This is a genomic window from Sphingomonas sp. 37zxx (assembly GCF_000786205.1).
GTDB lineage: Bacteria > Pseudomonadota > Alphaproteobacteria > Sphingomonadales > Sphingomonadaceae > Sphingomonas.
In genome coordinates this window covers 1-17,489 of the sequence record NZ_JROH01000004.1, presented here as the reverse complement: position 1 = coordinate 17,489, position 17,489 = coordinate 1, and the positions used below count along the sequence as shown (strand labels likewise).

At 64.2% G+C, this 17,489-nt stretch carries 16 protein-coding genes; 6 read left to right on the top strand and 10 right to left on the bottom strand.

What is annotated here, in order from left to right:
• Positions 1-4 precede the first annotated feature (4 nt).
• The 3 genes from QU44_RS02155 to QU44_RS02145 are packed head-to-tail and all read right to left on the bottom strand — an operon-like array spanning position 5 to position 3,245.
• Positions 5-1,819, bottom strand: coding sequence for a DUF885 domain-containing protein (locus QU44_RS02155; protein ID WP_033919817.1), 1,815 nt, complete (start codon positions 1,817-1,819; stop codon positions 5-7).
• A gap of 4 nt (positions 1,820-1,823) precedes the next feature.
• Positions 1,824-2,270 carry an NfeD family protein gene (locus QU44_RS02150; RefSeq protein WP_033919816.1) on the bottom strand — a complete coding sequence of 149 codons (447 nt, stop codon included), beginning with the start codon at positions 2,268-2,270 and terminating at the stop codon, positions 1,824-1,826.
• A gap of 6 nt (positions 2,271-2,276) precedes the next feature.
• Positions 2,277-3,245 (bottom strand): SPFH domain-containing protein, encoded by a 969-nt coding sequence (locus tag QU44_RS02145; protein ID WP_052134253.1) that lies wholly within the window; start codon positions 3,243-3,245, stop codon positions 2,277-2,279.
• A gap of 155 nt (positions 3,246-3,400) precedes the next feature.
• Between QU44_RS02145 and guaB the strand changes: the two genes are divergently transcribed.
• Positions 3,401-4,858, top strand: coding sequence for an IMP dehydrogenase (guaB, locus tag QU44_RS02140; RefSeq protein ID WP_033919814.1), 1,458 nt, complete (start codon positions 3,401-3,403; stop codon positions 4,856-4,858).
• Positions 4,859-4,882: 24 nt separating this feature from the next.
• Here guaB and QU44_RS02135 read toward each other — a convergent pair whose 3' ends face one another.
• Together QU44_RS02135 and QU44_RS02130 are read right to left on the bottom strand one after the other, a co-directional pair.
• Positions 4,883-5,467, bottom strand: a complete 585-nt coding sequence (locus QU44_RS02135; protein ID WP_033919813.1) for a GIY-YIG nuclease family protein — start codon at positions 5,465-5,467, stop codon at positions 4,883-4,885.
• A gap of 9 nt (positions 5,468-5,476) precedes the next feature.
• Positions 5,477-6,652: a DNA cytosine methyltransferase gene (locus QU44_RS02130; protein WP_033919812.1), complete on the bottom strand. Its 1,176-nt coding sequence runs from the start codon at positions 6,650-6,652 to the stop codon at positions 5,477-5,479.
• A gap of 371 nt (positions 6,653-7,023) precedes the next feature.
• Here QU44_RS02130 and QU44_RS02125 point away from each other — a divergent pair, with 371 nt between their 5' ends.
• Together QU44_RS02125 and QU44_RS02120 are read left to right on the top strand one after the other, a co-directional pair.
• On the top strand, positions 7,024-8,202 hold the full coding sequence (locus QU44_RS02125; protein ID WP_033919810.1) for an RsmB/NOP family class I SAM-dependent RNA methyltransferase: 1,179 nt from the start codon (positions 7,024-7,026) through the stop codon (positions 8,200-8,202).
• 34 nt (positions 8,203-8,236) lie between these two features.
• Positions 8,237-8,749, top strand: a complete 513-nt coding sequence (locus tag QU44_RS02120) for a tetratricopeptide repeat protein (RefSeq protein ID WP_033919808.1) — start codon at positions 8,237-8,239, stop codon at positions 8,747-8,749.
• Here QU44_RS02120 and rsmA read toward each other — a convergent pair.
• From rsmA to QU44_RS02100, 4 genes are all read right to left on the bottom strand, one after another.
• Positions 8,746-9,576 (bottom strand): 16S rRNA (adenine(1518)-N(6)/adenine(1519)-N(6))-dimethyltransferase RsmA, encoded by an 831-nt coding sequence (rsmA, locus tag QU44_RS02115; protein WP_033919807.1) that lies wholly within the window; start codon positions 9,574-9,576, stop codon positions 8,746-8,748. The genes QU44_RS02120 and rsmA overlap by 4 nt on opposite strands.
• Positions 9,573-10,571 (bottom strand): 4-hydroxythreonine-4-phosphate dehydrogenase PdxA, encoded by a 999-nt coding sequence (pdxA, locus tag QU44_RS02110; protein ID WP_081987816.1) that lies wholly within the window; start codon positions 10,569-10,571, stop codon positions 9,573-9,575. The genes rsmA and pdxA overlap by 4 nt, the downstream gene beginning before the upstream one ends.
• Positions 10,572-10,593: 22 nt before the next feature.
• On the bottom strand, positions 10,594-11,937 hold the full coding sequence (locus tag QU44_RS02105; RefSeq protein WP_052134252.1) for a peptidylprolyl isomerase: 1,344 nt from the start codon (positions 11,935-11,937) through the stop codon (positions 10,594-10,596).
• 90 nt (positions 11,938-12,027) lie between these two features.
• The gene (locus QU44_RS02100) at positions 12,028-14,274 is read right to left on the bottom strand and encodes an LPS-assembly protein LptD (protein ID WP_033919805.1); all 2,247 of its coding nucleotides are present in this window, start codon (positions 14,272-14,274) and stop codon (positions 12,028-12,030) included.
• Between the two features lie 162 nt (positions 14,275-14,436).
• On the opposite strand from QU44_RS02100, the gene QU44_RS02095 reads away from it, so the two are divergent.
• The 3 genes from QU44_RS02095 (at position 14,437) to ndk (ending at position 16,877) form a co-directional block, all read left to right on the top strand.
• Positions 14,437-15,903 carry a leucyl aminopeptidase gene (locus QU44_RS02095; RefSeq protein WP_033919804.1) on the top strand — a complete coding sequence of 489 codons (1,467 nt, stop codon included), beginning with the start codon at positions 14,437-14,439 and terminating at the stop codon, positions 15,901-15,903.
• A gap of 36 nt (positions 15,904-15,939) precedes the next feature.
• On the top strand, positions 15,940-16,377 hold the full coding sequence (locus tag QU44_RS02090; RefSeq protein ID WP_033919803.1) for a DNA polymerase III subunit chi: 438 nt from the start codon (positions 15,940-15,942) through the stop codon (positions 16,375-16,377).
• A 77-nt stretch (positions 16,378-16,454) separates the two neighbouring features.
• Positions 16,455-16,877: a nucleoside-diphosphate kinase gene (gene ndk, locus QU44_RS02085; RefSeq protein WP_033919802.1), complete on the top strand. Its 423-nt coding sequence runs from the start codon at positions 16,455-16,457 to the stop codon at positions 16,875-16,877.
• Here ndk and QU44_RS17665 read toward each other — a convergent pair.
• Positions 16,874-17,489 (bottom strand): DUF4357 domain-containing protein (locus QU44_RS17665; protein WP_156140875.1); only part of this gene is annotated, 616 nt, incomplete at its 5' end. The two genes, ndk and QU44_RS17665, sit on opposite strands and share 4 nt — an antisense overlap.

The following is a 17,489-nucleotide window of genomic DNA, read 5'->3' as shown; positions in this document are numbered from 1 at the left end:
CCAATCACCCCCGCCGCGCCGCCGTCCAGCGATCGATATTGCCCGCCAGCACCGTCAGCGGCACCCCGCCGCCGCCGACCACCGCATCGTTGAAAGCCTTGAAGTCATAGCGCGCACCCAGATCGGCCTGCGCTTTGGTCCGCAGCCGGTTGATCTCGCTATGCCCGATCTTGTAGCCGCATGCCTGGCCCGGCCACGCGCAATAGCGGTCGACCTCACTGGTCACTTCGCCCACCGACGACCCGTTGGTCCGCGCGAACCAGTCGATCGCATAGTCGCGGGTCCAGCGCTTGGTGTGCAGCCCGGTATCGACCACCAGCCGGCACGCGCGAAACGCGATCGATTGCAGATAGCCCAGCCGCCCGACCGGATCATTGTCATACACCCCCAGTTCGTTGCCCAATTGCTCGGCATAGAGCGCCCAGCCTTCGCCCATCGCGCTGAACCCCATCAGCGAGCGTAGCAGCGGCAGCTTCTGCGCATACTCACCCTGCCAGACATGGCCGGGGATCGATTCGTGAAAGGTCAGCGTCGGCAGGCTGTATTTAGTGTGGAGCGCGGGGTCTTTCAGGTTGATCCAGAAACGCCCCGGCACCGATCCGTCGATCGTCCCCGCGCCGCCATAGGCGAGCGGCGCGCCTTCCTGCTCGGCGATCGCGATCCGCTTCACCTCGACGATCCCTTTTACCGGCGCGCCGAACGCACGGGGCAGGCGGGTGCGGACATCGGCGATCGTCGCCTGGATCATCGCCATGATCTCGGCGCGCCCGGCATCACCGGCGGCGAACTGAAAGCGCGGGTCTTTGCCCAGGCCCGTCATCCGCTCTCCGACGCTGCCCTTGGTATAGCCAAGCGTCTTGAGGATGCCGTCCATCTCGCCTTGCAGCCGCTGCAATTCGTCCTGGCCCATGGCGTGGATTTCGTCGGGGGTCATCCGCGTCGTGGTCGCCGCGCGCAGCGTCCAGGCGTAATAATCGGGGCCGTCCTTGAATTTCGACACCCCGGCATCGGCGTTGGTTGCCTTGCGATGCAGCTCCAGTTCGGTGATCTGGCGATCGAGCGCAGGCGCGACGTCGGCGGTCGCGATCTTCTCGGCGCGCGCGGCCCAGTCACCGGGGATCGCCTTGGTCCGCCGTGCCAGTGATTCGACAACCAGCCAGTCCTTCGCCGGCCCGGCGCGCGTCATCTTGATCGACGCCAGCGTCTTGTCCATCAGCACATCCGACGCGATCACCCCCCGTCCGCGCGCATCGCGCAGCCGCTCGGTCTCGCCATCCAGATTGTCGGCGAACGCCGCCAGCCGCGACAGATAAGCGTCGGTATCGGCCTTGGTTTCGACCTTGTGCGTGGCGTCGAGGAATTTCGGCACGTCGAGATACGCGCCCATATTCTGCGCGACGACATAAGGCCCGTTGCGCCACCCGCCGACCGCGACTGCGCCATAGGGAAAGGCAAAGCCGTCGATCGCGGTGGCATAGGCGGTGGTCGCGACCTCGACATCGGTGCGGATCGCCGGCGACAGCGCGGCGGTATCGAGCGCGCGTAGCCGATCGAGCGCGCTCTTGGTCCATGCCGCCTGGTGCAACCGTCCAGCGCTCGATCGATCCGATGCGCGTGCCTTAAGCCCAGCGCGCGCGCCGGTGTCGATGCCGAGCGCGGTCGCGCTTTCGGGCGAGCGCAGCAGATATTCCTCGGCGATCCCGTCCATCAGCGCCTGTGCGCGCACATCGGCAGTGGCTTGCGCCGCGCACAGCGGCATCGCGGTGAGCGCGGCAGTCGCGCCGGTGGCGAGCAATAATTGGCGGCGGTCGAGATTCATGCGGTCACTCCGGGGAAATCGGTTCAATGATAAGCGTGGTATTCTGGACGCCGACGACGCGCGCCGCCGCGCCCACCGGCAGCACCGGCCCGCGCGAGGGCCATTCGCCATCGGCAACGCGCACGCGCCCGCTGCCGTCGGCGTTCGACGAAACGACGATCACCGTCGCGCCCAGCATCCGCGCGCCGACATCGTTGAGCAGCGGATCGGCGCTGTCGGGGGAATAATCGACATACCAGCGCCGCCCGATCGCGATCGTCACCGCACTCCACACGGCAAGGCTCGCCAATTGGCCGGCAAGCGGCAAATCGGGAAACAGCAACAGGAACGCGCCTGTGATCGCCGCCGCCATCGCGACGAAGACCAGGAACACGCCGGGCACCAGCAGCTCGACGGCTGCCAGCACCGCGCCGGCGGCGATCCACCACAGCCCCGGATTGTCCCAGTCCATGCGGCCTCAGTCCTCCGCCGCCTCGATCCGCGGGCGCGGCGGCGGGGCAGGGGGCGATGACGCACCGCCGACGATTTCCTTGGCCAGCTCGCCGATTCCGCCCAGCGTTCCCATCAATTGCGTCGCCTCGACCGGGAACAGGATCGTCTTGGCATTGGGGCTGGTCGCGAACTTGCCGATCGCCTCGACATATTTCTGCGCGATGAAATAGTTGAGCGATTGCGGGCTGCCCTGCTCGATCGCGATCGAGACCAGTTCGGTCGCCTTGGCTTCGGCCTCGGCGGCGCGTTCGCGCGCTTCGGCGTCGCGGAACGCCGATTCTTTGCGCCCCTCGGCCTCCAGGATGCGTGCCTGTTTCTGCCCCTCGGCGCGCAGGATCTCGCTCGCGCGCGTGCCTTCGGCCTCCAGGATGTTGGCGCGCTTCTCGCGTTCGGCCTTCATCTGGCGGCCCATCGCGTTGACGATGTCGGCGGGCGGGCGGATGTCCTTGATCTCGACGCGGGTGATCTTCACGCCCCAGGGCGTCGTCGCCTGGTCGACCACGCTCAGCAGCCGCGCGTTGATCTCGTCGCGCTTCGACAGCGTCTCGTCGAGGTCCATCGATCCCATCACGGTGCGCAGGTTCGTCGTCGTCAGTTGCATCAGCGCCATATACAGGTCCGACACTTCATACGCCGCCTTGGGCGCGTCGAGCACCTGGAAGAACACCACCCCGTCGGTCGAGATCATCGCATTGTCGCGGGTGATGATTTCCTGTCCCGGAATGTCGATCACCTGCTCCATCATGTTCACCTTGCGGCCGACACGATAGAAAAAGGCGGGATACAGGTTGAACCCCGGCCGCGCGACGGTGGTGAAGCGCCCGAAATGCTCGATCGTATAGTTATAGCCCTGCCGCACGATCTTGATGCTCGCGAACAGATACGCCAGCACCAGCGCGACGATCACGCCCAGCAACCCTGCAATCACGTCCATGCCCGACATCCTCGCTTGCCTGTCGTCCGATGCTAGCAGGATCACCGCACCAAACCAGCACAACCGGCCCCGCACCCACACGCCCCCTAGCGTCAGCGCGCCCCCTTGGTTACATGGGCCGCCAACCTTCCCCTTCGCGCAGGATTCGGCACCACATGGACATTCCCCTCGGCCTCACCTTCGACGATGTCCTGCTGTATCCGGGGGCGTCAGACGTGGTGCCGAGCCAGGCCGATGCCCGCACCCGCGTTTCGCGTGAATTGAGCCTCAACATCCCGATCCTGTCATCGGCGATGGATACCGTCACCGAATCGGACATGGCGATCGTGATGGCGCAATTGGGCGGCATCGGCGTGCTCCACCGCAATTTGTCGGTCGAGGAGCAGGTCGCCGCCGTCCGCCAGGTCAAACGCTTCGAAAGCGGCATGGTCGTCAACCCGATCACCATCCACCCGCAAGCGCCGCTCGCCGAAGCGCGCGCGCTGATGCAGCGCCACAAGATCAGCGGCATCCCGGTGGTCGAATCCTCGGGCAAGCTGGTCGGCATCCTCACCAACCGCGATGTCCGCTTCGCCGAAAACCCCGCGCAACCGGTCGCCGAGCTGATGACCCGCGAAAACCTCGCCACCGTTTCGACCGCGGTGTCGCAGGAGGAAGCGCGCCGTCTGCTGCATCAGCGCCGGATCGAAAAGCTGCTGGTGGTCGATGATTCCTATCGCTGCGTCGGCCTGATCACCGTCAAGGACATCGAAAAGGCGGTGCTCTACCCCAATGCGACCAAGGACCGCACCGGCCGCCTGTGCGTCGCCGCCGCCACCACCGTCGGTGACAAGGGCTTCGACCGCACCGAACAACTGGTCGATGCCGAGGTCGACCTGATCGTCATCGACACCGCGCACGGCCACAACCGCGACGTCGCCCGCGCGGTCGAGCGCGTCAAGAAGCTGTCGAACTCGGTCCAGGTCGTCGCGGGCAATGTCGCCACCGCCGAAGCCACCCGCGCGCTGATCGACGCGGGCGCAGACGGGATCAAGGTCGGCATCGGCCCCGGATCGATCTGCACCACCCGCGTCGTCGCCGGCGTCGGCGTGCCGCAGCTCACCGCCGTGATGGAAAGCGCGCGCGAGGCGGCCAAGTCGGGCGTCCCCGTCATCGCCGATGGCGGCATCCGCACCTCGGGCGACATCGCCAAGGCGCTGGCAGCTGGCGCATCGACCGTGATGGTCGGCTCGCTGCTTGCGGGCACCGAGGAAGCCCCCGGCGAAACCTTCCTCTATCAGGGCCGCGCCTATAAATCCTATCGCGGCATGGGCAGCGTCGGCGCGATGGCGCGCGGCTCGGCCGACCGCTATTTCCAGCAGGACATCAAGGATCAGATGAAGCTGGTCCCCGAGGGGATCGAGGGTCAGGTGCCCTATAAAGGCCCGGCGCGCGACGTGATCCACCAGCTTGTCGGCGGGGTGAAGGCGGCGATGGGCTATACCGGCGCAGCCACGCTTGAGGAGCTGCGCGAAAAGGCGCGCTTCGTCCGCATCACCGGCGCTGGCCTTCGCGAAAGCCATGTTCACGACGTGACGATCACCCGCGAGGCACCCAACTACCCGACTCGCTAAGCAGCGGGCCGGGCACCCGCCGGCTTAGCCTTCGGCCTCTTCGCTATCACCCTCGATTGCCTGACCCAGTTTCAGCAGCTCGCGGTGATAGCGTTGCAGCCGCTGGAAATGCGCCTCGATCGCGCCTGCGATTTCGCGCGAGTTCTTCACCGCCAGGAAATGCCCGACAATCTGCGAATAATGCTCGGCCTGGCGCGGCAGCCTCAGGGCCGGGTCCAGCTTTTCGCGAATTTCGGCATCCGCCATCACCTGCACCCGCTGAAACGGATCGGGCAATGGCTCGGCAATCGCGGGTTTGGGCGGCACCTTGCCGTTCATCAATGCCGATCGCGCGTGAAAGGCATGGAACAGCCGATCTTCCAGGCCGCCAATATCGGCCACCTGCTCGACCGGATAGGTCCAGACATAGGCGATTTCCCACACATCGATCTGCCGATTGGCGATGATGTCCGATCGCGCCGATGTCAGATGACGGTTCACGCGAGCGCGGATGCCGTCGCGCGACTGGCCAACATATAGCGGAACATCGTCGAGATCGCACAGCACATAGCAGCCGATCTGATTGGTCAGGGTCTTCACCGCCGCCCGCCGAAACGAAAGATCGATCATCTTTTGGGGCTATGCCGCGCTTGCCAATGCGCCGCGCTCGTTCGCAGCCAGGATTTCCGACAGTAGATGCCGTTCCAGATGCCGAACGACCGGCACGCAGACGCCGTCACCCGCGACATGATAGGCGTCGTTATAGCGATCGGGCAGCCGATATTGATCGCTCAGCCCCATCAACCGCGCCGCCTCGCGCGGCGACAGCAATCGTGATCGGGTGGTCCTCCCTTCGACGACGATGATCAACTGCCGGCTCGATCCGCCCGCCGGCGTTCGCAGGCACCCCGCAATATCGTCGAACCGCACTTCGGCGCGTTGCCGTTTCACCCCGGCATGGTCGAGCCGGGTCCGCTTATAGACGCCGCCGACCCGCTTCGCCCCGGTCGCGCGCGCTGCTTCTAGCTTTTGCTGGTGCAGCGGAGCCATCATCGCCAGCAATTGCTTGGTTTGCTGCGGCGAATGCCAGGCACAGCCCGTCGGCTCGTCCTCGATCAGGTCTGCCAGCCCGAGCTTGCGAGCCGATGGCTGGGGCAATTTCCACCAAAGCCATTGCTTGCGCGAAGCCTTGGGCAATTGCCCGACCGCAGCCCTGAGCGACGCCGGATGCCAAAGCGGATCATGCTCCGCATGGATCACATGGCCCGGCACGAACTGGTCCTGGGCAATGGCGACGAAGAATAATCTGGGCCGGCTTTGCGGTAAAAACCATTTCGCATCGACCACCATTGCCCCGAACCGATATTTCGCGTCGGCCAGCACCCGGCAAATCGCCTCGAAGTCGCGCCCTTGCTTCGACGTTATCGCGCCCACCACATTTTCGAGCACGATTACGCGCGGACCGCGCTTGTCGTCCTGAAGCTTGGTCATCAAGGACCAGAATGGCCAAAAAGTGCCCGATCGCGTCGCCGCCGTTGCCGAAGCGTCGCCCAGTCCGCGCATCCCGCCCGCCAGCGACAAATCCTGACAGGGAAATGATGCCCAGGCCAGATCGGCGCGGCCAGGCAGGTTTTCGGTGGAAACCGCTGCGATGTCACCGGGGTGAAAATGCCCGGCACCCCAATTGTCGGTATAGACCTTGGCCTTCATCTCGCTGAAATCATTGGCGAACACGCACTGCCAATCGCTTCCCAATCCCGCCCGAGCCATGCCGCCGCCCGCGAAGAATTCGTAGAAGGTGCGCGGTTCGGTCATTGGTGTCGTCCTGCTTCGATTGCGCCGCGTTGAACGATTGCTCCGCCGACCGATTCGGATTTCCGATCATCGCTGGAGTAGCCCGATTCACGCTATGTTCCAATAGGGCCGCTGCTGTCGGACGCGGCTGGCCGCCCCGATGGTTGGTGCTGTCCTACACGTCGCCATTCGGCTAGGTCAGCCCCCATGTATTCGCTTTACGCCCAGTATTCCGCCACGCCGTCGAACTCATCGCACCCGACGTCGCTTTTCGACGCCAGCGACAGCCATCGCGCCGCCATCCGCACCCCCCGCCATCACCCGGAAGGGGCGAATCCGGGGGGTACGTACTGTAGCTTTTGTAGCCTTCCGACCCTTCCGGGCCTTCGCGCATGACCCCGCCAGCCCGCGTTCAGGCCGCGATCGACCTGCTCGACCTCATCATCGCCGCGGCGCGCGAAGGCGGCGCGGCCGCGGATACCATCATCGCGCGCGGATTCGCTGCGCGGCGCTATGCCGGGTCGAAGGATCGGCGCGCGGTTCGCAACCTGGTCTATGACGCGATTCGACTGTGCGGCGAATTGCCGCGCGACGGGCGCGCCGCGATGCTCGCACTGGCGCAGCGCCTGCCCGGCGTCGCCGCCGCTTTCGATGGCTCGACCTATGGCCCGCCCGCGATCAACCCCAATGAAAAGCCCGCTACCCCCGGCATCGCCCCCGCCTGGCTGGTCACCGCGCTGGCAGCGTCAGGGCTGGACGATGCCGAACAGGATGCGCTGCTCGAACGCGCGCCGCTCGACATTCGCGTCAACCGGCTGCTCGCCACTCGCGAGGAGATCATAATCGAAGGGGCCGAACCGCTCGCCTTCGCCCCCGATGCGCTGCGGCTGCCGCCCGATACCTCGGTCGACAAGCATCCCGCCTATGAAGCCGGGCTGATCGAGGTGCAGGATGCCGGCAGCCAGTTGGTGACGCTCGCCTGCGGCGTGCAGCCTGGCATGCGCGTGATCGATCTGTGCGCCGGGGCAGGGGGCAAGACGCTCGCGCTCGCTGCCGCGATGGCCAACCAGGGCGACCTGCTCGCCACCGATACCGATCGCGGGCGGTTGCAACGCCTGTCGCCGCGCGCCGAACGCGCCGGGGTGACGATCGCGCGCACGCTGCTGCTCAATCCGGGGCATGAGGCCGAAATGCTCGGCGACGAGATTGGCCGCGCCGATGTGGTGCTGATCGACGCGCCCTGTTCGGGCACCGGCACCTGGCGGCGCAATCCCGAAGCGCGCTGGCGGCTCACCGCCGATCGGCTGACCAAGCTTGAGGCGACGCAAAGCCGCCTGCTCGATCTGGCGGCGACGCTGGTTCGGTCCGGCGGCGCGGTGGTGTATGTCGTCTGCTCGCTGCTCGATGCCGAGGGGGCCGATCAGGCCGCCGCCTTCCTCGACCGCCATCCCGGCTGGCAGTCGGCGGCGATCGACCTGCCCGCCGGCGCGCGCCACGGGGCGGGGATTCGGCTGACGCCGGCGGCGCATTCGACCGATGGCTTTTTTGTCGCGATGCTTCGCGCCACATGATAGCCATGTAGCTGTGTCTGTTTCGGAGAAGATCATGCGGTTTACCACCGTCACCATCGCGTTGTCGCTTGCCGCCGTCAGCATCTCGACCTCGCTGCACGGCCAGCGCCCCGACGACCAGATCGATCCGCGATCGGTCGCCCTGGTCGAGCGGGCAAGGGCGGCGCGGACGGCGGGCAATCTGAACGGGGCGAACGACTTGCTCGAAACCGCTCTGGTGGTCGATCCGCGCAATCGCGAAGCCTTTATCGTCATGGCCGAAGTCGCGCGGGCACAGAATCTGCCGGGCAAGGCGATCCGCCTGTACCGCGAAACGCTGTCGCTGGAGCCGAACGACGTCGCGGCGCTGCGCGGTCAGGGTGAGGCGATGGTGCAAAAGGGTGCTCTGGCCAAGGCCAAGGAAAACCTCGCCAAGATCAAGACGCTGTGCAAATCCGAATGTGGCGACGCGACCGAGCTGGCGGCGGTGATCGCCAAGGGACCGCCGGTGACCGCAACCGCTGCGGCGACGACGACGGTGCCCGCGCCGGTGGCGGGGAAGAATTAACTAGGTCGGGAATCGATCACGCGGGCGATCGCGCAGAACTCGGTCACACTGACCGTTTCGGCCCGCCGCGTGGGGTCGATCCCCAGCGTCTCGACCGCCGTCAGCGCGCCCGGCATCCCTTTCAGGCTAGCGCGCAGCATCTTGCGCCGCTGGCCGAACGCTGCCGCGGTCAGCGTTTCCAGCGTCCGCAGCCGGATGCCTTCGGGCTGGTCGCCCGGCACGACATGCACCACTGCCGACATTACCTTGGGCGGCGGGGTAAAGGCCGATCGGTGCACCGGCATCGCGATCCGCGCGGCGCTCCGCCACTGCGCCAGCACTGCCAGCCGGCCATAGGCGTCGTCATTGGCATTGGCGATGATCCGGTCGGCCACCTCGCGCTGGAACATCAGCGTCAGGCTCTCCCACCACGGCGTCCAGCCGGCGGAAAGCCAGCCGACGAACAACGCGGTGCCGACATTATACGGCAAATTCGCTACCACATGCGGCTTGCCCTCGAACAGCCCGGCATGGTCGATCGCCAGCGCATCGCCCTCGATCAGCTTGAGCTGCCCCGGATACGCCTCGCCCAGTTCGGCAAGCGCCGGAATACACCGCCGGTCGCGCTCGATCGCAGTCACCCGCGCTCCTGCCGCCAGCAGCGACCGGGTAAGTCCGCCGGGGCCTGGCCCGACCTCGAGCACTTCGGCACCCGCCAGATTGCCCGGCACCCGTGCGATGCGATCGAGCAATTGCTGGTCGAACAGGAAATTCTGCCCCAGCGCCTTGCTGGCGGTCAGCCCATGCGCCCGGATCACCTCGCGCAGCGGCGGCAACGCGACGCTCATGACGGCAGCATATTCAGTCGCCGCTCGGCCGCACTCGCCGCCATCCGGATCGCCGCGATCATCGCGCCCGGCTCGGCACAATTCTTTCCGGCAATCCCGAAAGCAGTGCCGTGGTCGGGAGAGGTGCGAACGATCGGCAGCCCCAGCGTGATGTTCACACCTTCATCGAAATGCAGCGTCTTGAGCGGGATCAGCGCCTGGTCATGGTAACAGCAGATCGCCGCATCATAATTCGCCCTCGCGCGGGCATGGAACATCGTGTCGGCGGCCATCGGCCCGACCGCATCGATACCCTCGGCGCGCAATTGCTCGATCGCGGGCATGATCACTTCGATCTCGTCGGTCCCGAGCGCACCGTCCTCACCGGCATGCGGGTTCAGCCCGGCAAAGGCGAGGCGGGGGCATTCGATCCCGAAATTGCGCGTAAGCCCGCGCGCCGTCACCCGCGCCTTGGCGACGATCAATTCGATCGAAAGCAATCCGCGCACCGCCGACAGCGCGACATGCGTCGTTACCGGCACCACCCGCAGCGTCGGACCGGCGAGCATCATCACCGCATTTTCGGGCGAAACGCCGCAGCGTTCGGCAACGAACTCGGTCTGCCCCGGATGCTGGAAGCCGATGCGATAGAGCTGGGTCTTCGACACCGGCGCGGTCACCAGCGCGCCGGCTGCGCCCGACCGTGCCAGACCTACCGCCATTTCGAGCGACTCAAGCGCGCTGCGGGCACCTTCGCCATCCGGCTCACCCGGAGTCACCATGCCGGCGTCATGCACCGCCATCACCGGCAGCGCGGTATCAAATACACCGGCAACCTCATCGGGATCGCCGATCCGCGCGACAGGACCGTCCCACACTTGGGTGATTGCGCGCGGATCGCCGACCGCAAAAAATGGGGCCAGCCCATATTGTTTGCGGGCGGCCCAAGCCTTGGCCACGATCTCTGGCCCGATGCCGGCGGGATCTCCCAACGGGACGACAAGCGGGCGGATCATCGCCGGTTGGCCGCGGCGTGGCTCACCGATAGTCGACGATGGCGTCGCGGCGAAGATCGCGCAGCATGCGCTGGGCGCGAAGGTTCACACGCTCTTGCTCCAGGCCGGCCTGAATCTGTTCGGGGTTGGGCGCATTCGCCGCTGCAGGATCATCGCGGCCGCACAGCACCAAAACGCGCACCCCTTCGGAAGGCGAGCCGAAGGGCGGAGTTGCCTGACCGACCTGAAGATTCATCATCATTTCCTGCAACTGTGCCGGCAGCTCGCGGATACGGATTGAGTCATTGTCGACCACTTCGGCACCGATTTTCTGCGCGACGGCATTGACGTTGCCGCAACCCTGGATGCTTTGCGTCAGTTCGGCGAATTCGTCGGCCCTTGCCTGCACCTGCGTCGGTGTCAATGCGGTCGGAAACTTCACTGCGACCTGCCGCAGGCTTAGCCGCGCATCGCGCGGGTCGGCCATCAGCACCTGCCGCTTGTCGACCATGTACAGGATCGAATAGCCACCGGGAATTTCGATCGGGCCGGCGATCTGGCCCACTTGCATGGTCCTGGCTGCCTGTGCCAGCGGTTCGGGTAACACTGCCGGGCTGATCCATCCGAGATCGCCCTCGACCGCCTTGGTCGTCGCTTCCGAAAAATTACGGGCAAAATATTCAAAAGGCGTGCCGCCGCGCATCGCCTCGATCATCTTGCGCCCGTTTTCCATCACTTCTGCCGCACGATCGGGCGTGGCGCTGAGATAAATTTCCTTGAGGTGTGTTTCCTCTGTACCCTTGGCTGCTTCCAGCCGTGCAATGATCGCGTTCACTTCTTCTTCGCCGACGCTGATAAACGGCTCGACCTGGCGGCGAAGCAAGCGGGTCCAGGCGAGTTCGCCTTCGATCTGGCGACGAAGCGAACGATCGGACGAGCCGATTTGCGTGAGAAACGCCGTCATCTGTTCGGGCGTACGCTCGAAATTACGCGACACCCGGGCAAAGCTCTGATCGATTTCGGCTTTGGCAACCTTGATGTCGTTATTCGCCGCTTCCTGAATTTGCAGCGTTTCGTCGATGATCGCGCGCAACACCTGCAACCGAAGCTGGTCGCGTTCTTCCGCGCTGACCTGGACACCACGAAGGCCGGTGATCATCGCCAGACGCTGATCGACATCGGTGCCGGTGATAACCGCTTCGTTGACGATCGCGGTCGCCTTGCGGATATTCGGGTCGGCCTTGCCGAACACCTGCAGATCGCGTGGCAAATTTAGGTTGCTTGCCGGCGCTTCCTGCCCGGAACCAGCCTGCGGGTCGCTGACCGTCTGTGCCGCCGCAATACCCGCCAGCATCGTGGCGGCTGCAAGTGCGCTGAAGCGCTTCATCTTCGTACCCAAATCCGGTTACCTCATCACGCGCCTGGGCAAATGCCCTTTGACATGCAGTGTCATGGTGTTGCTCGCCTGAACCTCGCCTTAGCGCCCCAGGTTCGTCAATGCCAGCGTCAGCAAAAAGCTGTTGCCGCGCCTGGCATCCCCGATGTCGGCATAGTCACGCCGCCAGGCAATGCCGATCCGCAGGCATTCGTCCTCATATTCCACGCCGATCCGGTGGCGCACGGGGTCAAAGCCGTCGGACAACGACAGCGGGTCCTCACTGCGATCGGTAAGGTCGACGGTTGCGGAGCCATAAGCGGACCATCGCCCAGAAAGCGCGATCCGCCCGGCGACGCGCGCCTCTTCGCGATCCCGCAAATCTTCCAGCTCGGCACCGATGTTGCGGTTTAACCGAAGATAGCCGAACTGCGCATAGGTCTGCCGCGAACCGATCGTCGCGTCGATTTCGTTGCGGCGCAGTGCAAACCCGTCTTTGTCGATCCGGTAGCGGTGGGTGAGACTGACAAATTGACGGAAGCGCACTTCGGTCCGACCAACGAAATCAGACCAACGATCATCGAGACCTGTACCGTTAGGGAAAAGCGCAGGTCGCTCGATGAGGCGGTAACTCTGGCCGATATTGGCACTGATTGCGATGCCGGGCAGGTCGAGGGCATAATCGACGCCATAGGTGAAGCGGCTCGAATCCTCGAATCGATCATAGCCGGGAAAGCGGTTGAGCGCGAACAGGTTGGAATCCTCCAGATCGACCGCGCGGGCGTCTTCATTCGGAATCGACAGGTTTTCGATATGCGGTGCGATTACCACCTGCACGCGCGGCGTGAAGCGCTGGGTTCCGCCCATCGCCTCACCGATGAACGGCCATTTGACGTCGACCGCGGCAGCACCGATCGCGCGGGCGGAAAACCCTTCGTCGCCGCGATAGGAGATGACGCTGGTCAGCAACGTGTCCTGCGTGTTGTAAACGTCGCCGCGACCAAGCGCGCTGAACGTCACTTCCTGCCCCAGTGTGGTGACCCGGCGCAATTCCCACAGCGCCGATGCAAAGGCGCGCTGGGTGTCCTGTCCCGACTTTCGGCTGATCGCCAGACTGTTCAATTGCAGCGTGAACTTGCCGCCAAGGATGCCGTCGTCGAATCGCTTGCGGTAGTCGATCTCGGGCAAGGCCAGCGGTTGCGCGGTACCGGTGCCGTCGAGCCGCAACGACTGGACCGCCCAACCATTAATGGCGAAATAACTGTCTTCGGTGATCCGCATCACGCCGATATTGCTGCGCAGTCGATCTTCACGCGAAATATCGTAGCGTCGCAGGAAAGTGCGATCGCTGGCGACCCGGATCGAGGCATAAGCGCTCCATTCGGGGGTAAACTGCGCGCGGCCCGAGGCGTCGATGTAGCCGCGAAAGGCTTTTTCGCTGGTTGCTGCCACATCGGTGACGATCAGATCGTCGCTGCGCCTACTATACGTGCCGTAGGTGTTGACGCGGAACGCCCCCAGGCTGTTCAGTTCGCGATAATCTGCCTGGATCATAGGCAATGACCCGGTGAAGACGCGCGGCGTGATCGTCAGGTCACGATTTACCCCCAGATCGAAATGATAGGGCAGCGCAAATTCGAGACCGTTGACCCGGCCATAACGGATTTCGGGGGCCAGCACACCGTCCGCGCTTTTGCCGCCGATGGTGTGTGAGAAGCTGGGCAGCGGCAACGTCATGCCCAACAGGGTGATGCGTGCATCCTTGTACCGAACCCTGCTGCGCGCCGGGTCATAAGTGACTTCGCGCGCGTTGATTTTCCAAGTGGGTTCCTTGGGGCAGTCGCTGGTGTCGGTGACCGGGCAGGGGGTATAGGCGGCGCGAGTGACCCGGATGATTCCGCCCTCCTCGCGCACCCCGCGCTCGGCGGCAAGGCGTCCGCCCTGTTCGAGCACGACCAGCATGTTCCGGACGACGCCGTCGCGCAGGCTGTCGCTAAGTTCGATCCGGTCGCCATAGGCAATATCACCCTGCGGATTGGTGATCGCGATGTTGCCTTCGGCCACGACCTCGCCGGTAGTGCGGTTCCAGGTCACCTTGTCGGCGCGCAACCGTTCGCCCTGACGCGCCAGACGGACATCGCCGCTGGCGTCGACGACGTCGCCGTCAGTATTATATTCGAGCAGATCGGCGCTGAAATCGATCTCGTCGCCGCCGCGCGCGTCGATGCCGGCCTGTTCGGGGACAGGCGGCGAAACCGGACGATCCTGCAAATCCTGCGCCTGCGCCGCGACCGCCAGGCCAAGCGAGAGTGGCAGCGCGGCGGTACGCAACAAGGCCAGGCGCTTCACGATGGTTTGAGTCCCCTTACGCCGCAAAATACCAGCGACCAGCGCCGCCCTATCGCACCGAGTGTGGGCTTCCGCAATCAGCGCCTTTTGCCAGCGGCCCCCGCAATCCCTAGATGAGGGCAATCAAGCGCAGTTTGCGCCCGATGGAGAGAGCATTTCCGCATGCAGATCGATTTTGCCGCCGAGACCCCCCAGAACTCCAATACGATCGCCCTGATCGTCGAGCGCGACGGCAAGCCGGTGCTCGACCGCTTCGACGCATCGACCCGGACGCTGATCGAGGGTGCCGCAATCGCCGCTCGCTTCGACGGTGACGCAGGAACGATTGCGGAAATATTCGTCCCGCAAGAGCAGGGAACTGGCCGGGTGGTCCTGTTGGGGGTTGGTTCGGGCGATGAGATCGATCATGAAAAAGCTGGCGGCGCGCTTGCCGGACGGTTCCTGACCGCCGGAATTGGGACGATCATCGTCGACTTTGCCGGGACCAACCCAAGCCCCGCTGCCATTGCGCGTTTTGCCGGGGCGGCGGCGGCGCGTGCATGGCGTTTCGACGTGTATCGCACCAAGCAGCCCGAGCGGCAAAAGCCGACGCTGACCGGCATCACCATCGTCGGTGCGCCAGGCGGCACCGATGCCGCCTGGACCAAGGCCAAGGCGCTGAACGAAGGCCTGGAGCTAACGCGCACGCTGGTCTCCGAGCCACCCAACATTCTGTACCCCGAAAGCTTCGTCGATCGCTGCCGCCATCTCGAGGAACTCGGCGTCACGCTGACGATCCTGGATGAAGCGGCAATGACCGAGCATGGCATGGGGGCGCTGCTGGGCGTAAGCCAGGGTTCGGTGCGCGAAGCGCGCATCCTGGCGATGCACTGGAACGGCACCGACAGCGCTGGTGACCCCGACATCGCCCTGGTCGGCAAGGGCGTGACCTTCGACACCGGCGGCATCTCGCTCAAGCCTGGGCCGGGCATGGAAGACATGAAGTGGGACATGGGCGGTGCCGGCGCGGTGGTGGGCGCGATGAAGGCGCTGGCCGTGCGTAAGGCCAAGGCAAATGTCATCGGCGTGGTCGGGCTGGTCGAGAACATGCCCGATGGCAATGCACAGCGGCCGGGTGACGTGGTGACATCGATGTCGGGCCAGACGATCGAAATCCTCAATACCGATGCCGAAGGCCGGCTGGTGCTGGCCGATGTCATCACCTGGGTGCAGCAGACTCATCGCCCCAAGACGATCGTCGATCTGGCGACGCTGACCGGGGCAATGATCATCAGCCTGGGCAGCGAGCATGGCGGCCTGTTCGCCAATGACGATTCGCTGGCCGATCAGATCCTGGCGGCCAGCCGTGCGTCGGGCGATGCGCTGTGGCGTTTCCCGATGTCGCCGGCCTATGACAAGCTGATCGATTCGCCGATCGCCGACATGAAGAATATCGGGCCGCGCGGCGCGGGATCGATCACTGCCGCGCAGTTCATTCAGCGCTTCGTCGATCCGGGCGTGCGCTGGGCACATCTCGATATTGCGGGCATGGTGTGGGCCGACAAGCCGGGCAGCACCTATGACAAGGGCGCGACCGGGTTCGGCGTGCGCGTGCTCGACCGGTTGGTGCGCGATAATTTCGAAGGCTGAAGTCGATCGGCGGCTGGGCAGCGAAGGGGCGCAAGAGTGCAGGTCGATTTCTATCATCTGACGCTTACGCCGCTTGCGCGCGCGCTGCCGCAGATCGCGCAAAAGGTGCTGGCCAGCGGTGAACGGCTGTTGATCGTATCGGCCAGCGAAGAGCAGCGCGGGGCGATTGATCGCCTGTTGTGGACCTTTGCCGCCGACAGCTTCCTGCCGCATGCCTGCGCCGGATCAGGCGATGATTCGGTGCAGCCGGTATTGATCGCATCCGAAACGGCGCCAAAAAATGCCGCGCGCATGATCGCGCTGATCGACGGGGTCTGGCGCGACGAAGCGCTGACGTTCGAGCGCGCCTTTCACTTTTTCGACGAAGACGCGATCCTGCCGGCGCGCGCCGCATGGAAAGCATTGGCCGACCGCGATGGCATTGATCGGCGCTATTGGAAACAGACCGACAATGGCTGGAAACAAGCCGCCTAAGCGCGCTTGCATCGGCAACTTGGCCCGACTAAGGCGCGGCCATTCCCCTTCACGCACATAAATGGAGCCGAACGGCCATGGCCGCGACCCGTACTTTCTCGATCATCAAGCCCGATGCAACCCGCCGCAACCTGACCGGTGCGGTCACCAAAATGCTGGAAGAAGCAGGCCTTCGCGTCGTTGCTTCCAAGCGCATCCATATGACCCGCGAACAGGCCGAGGGCTTTTACGCCGTCCACCGCGAGCGTTCGTTCTTTGGCGAACTGGTCGATTTCATGATCTCCGGCCCTGTCGTCGTACAGGTGCTCGAAGGGGAGAACGCAATGCAGCGTAACCGCGACATCATGGGCGCGACCAACCCCGCCAATGCCGAACCCGGCACCATCCGCAAGGAACTGGCCGAGAGCATCGAAGCCAACACCGTGCATGGTTCCGACAGCGACGAAAACGCCGAGATCGAAATCGCGTACTTCTTTAAGCCGGAAGAAATCGTTGGTTAATTTGACGTGATTGCCGAAGTGGCGGTAGGCGTAAGCGCCTGCTGCCACTCATGGTAAGTGCGACGTTCGCCTTTAACCTTCCATTCCGATCGTCCGTTGCTGTTGCGATCAAGTACCACAGCAGCTGCTGCAGATGGGCTCTTAAAACTGTACGGCTTTACAAAGCTATACATCCCATCAGCCTGCATAACTAAAATGCCTAAATTGACGAGATTGTCTTTTAGGCTTGCGTAACTTTGCTGAACATAGCCGGTGTTGCGAAGGGCTTGAGAGCCTTCCAATACAACGAACTCACCATCTTCTTCTACAGCTTCAGCAGAGACGCCGGATTTGTGCCGGATTTCGAATTTCGTCTCGAACGCTGTTCGCTGTTCTGGTGGCGTGTCGACATATGCAACAGCGCGTGGCTGGGGCTTGAGTAAATCTAAACCGATCACGGGCAGGATAATTTTTAGATTTGCTAAAAACTGCTCCATGTTTGCTTGATCTGCTTCGGGCAGACGGCGCCGTTGCCCCGCCGGGCTTGTGCCGTTGTCCAACGTCACACGGTTGGCAATCAGTGCCATTTCTATAAGTCGGGCCTCTAACAGGCTGCTGAAAAAGGGCTTGGCT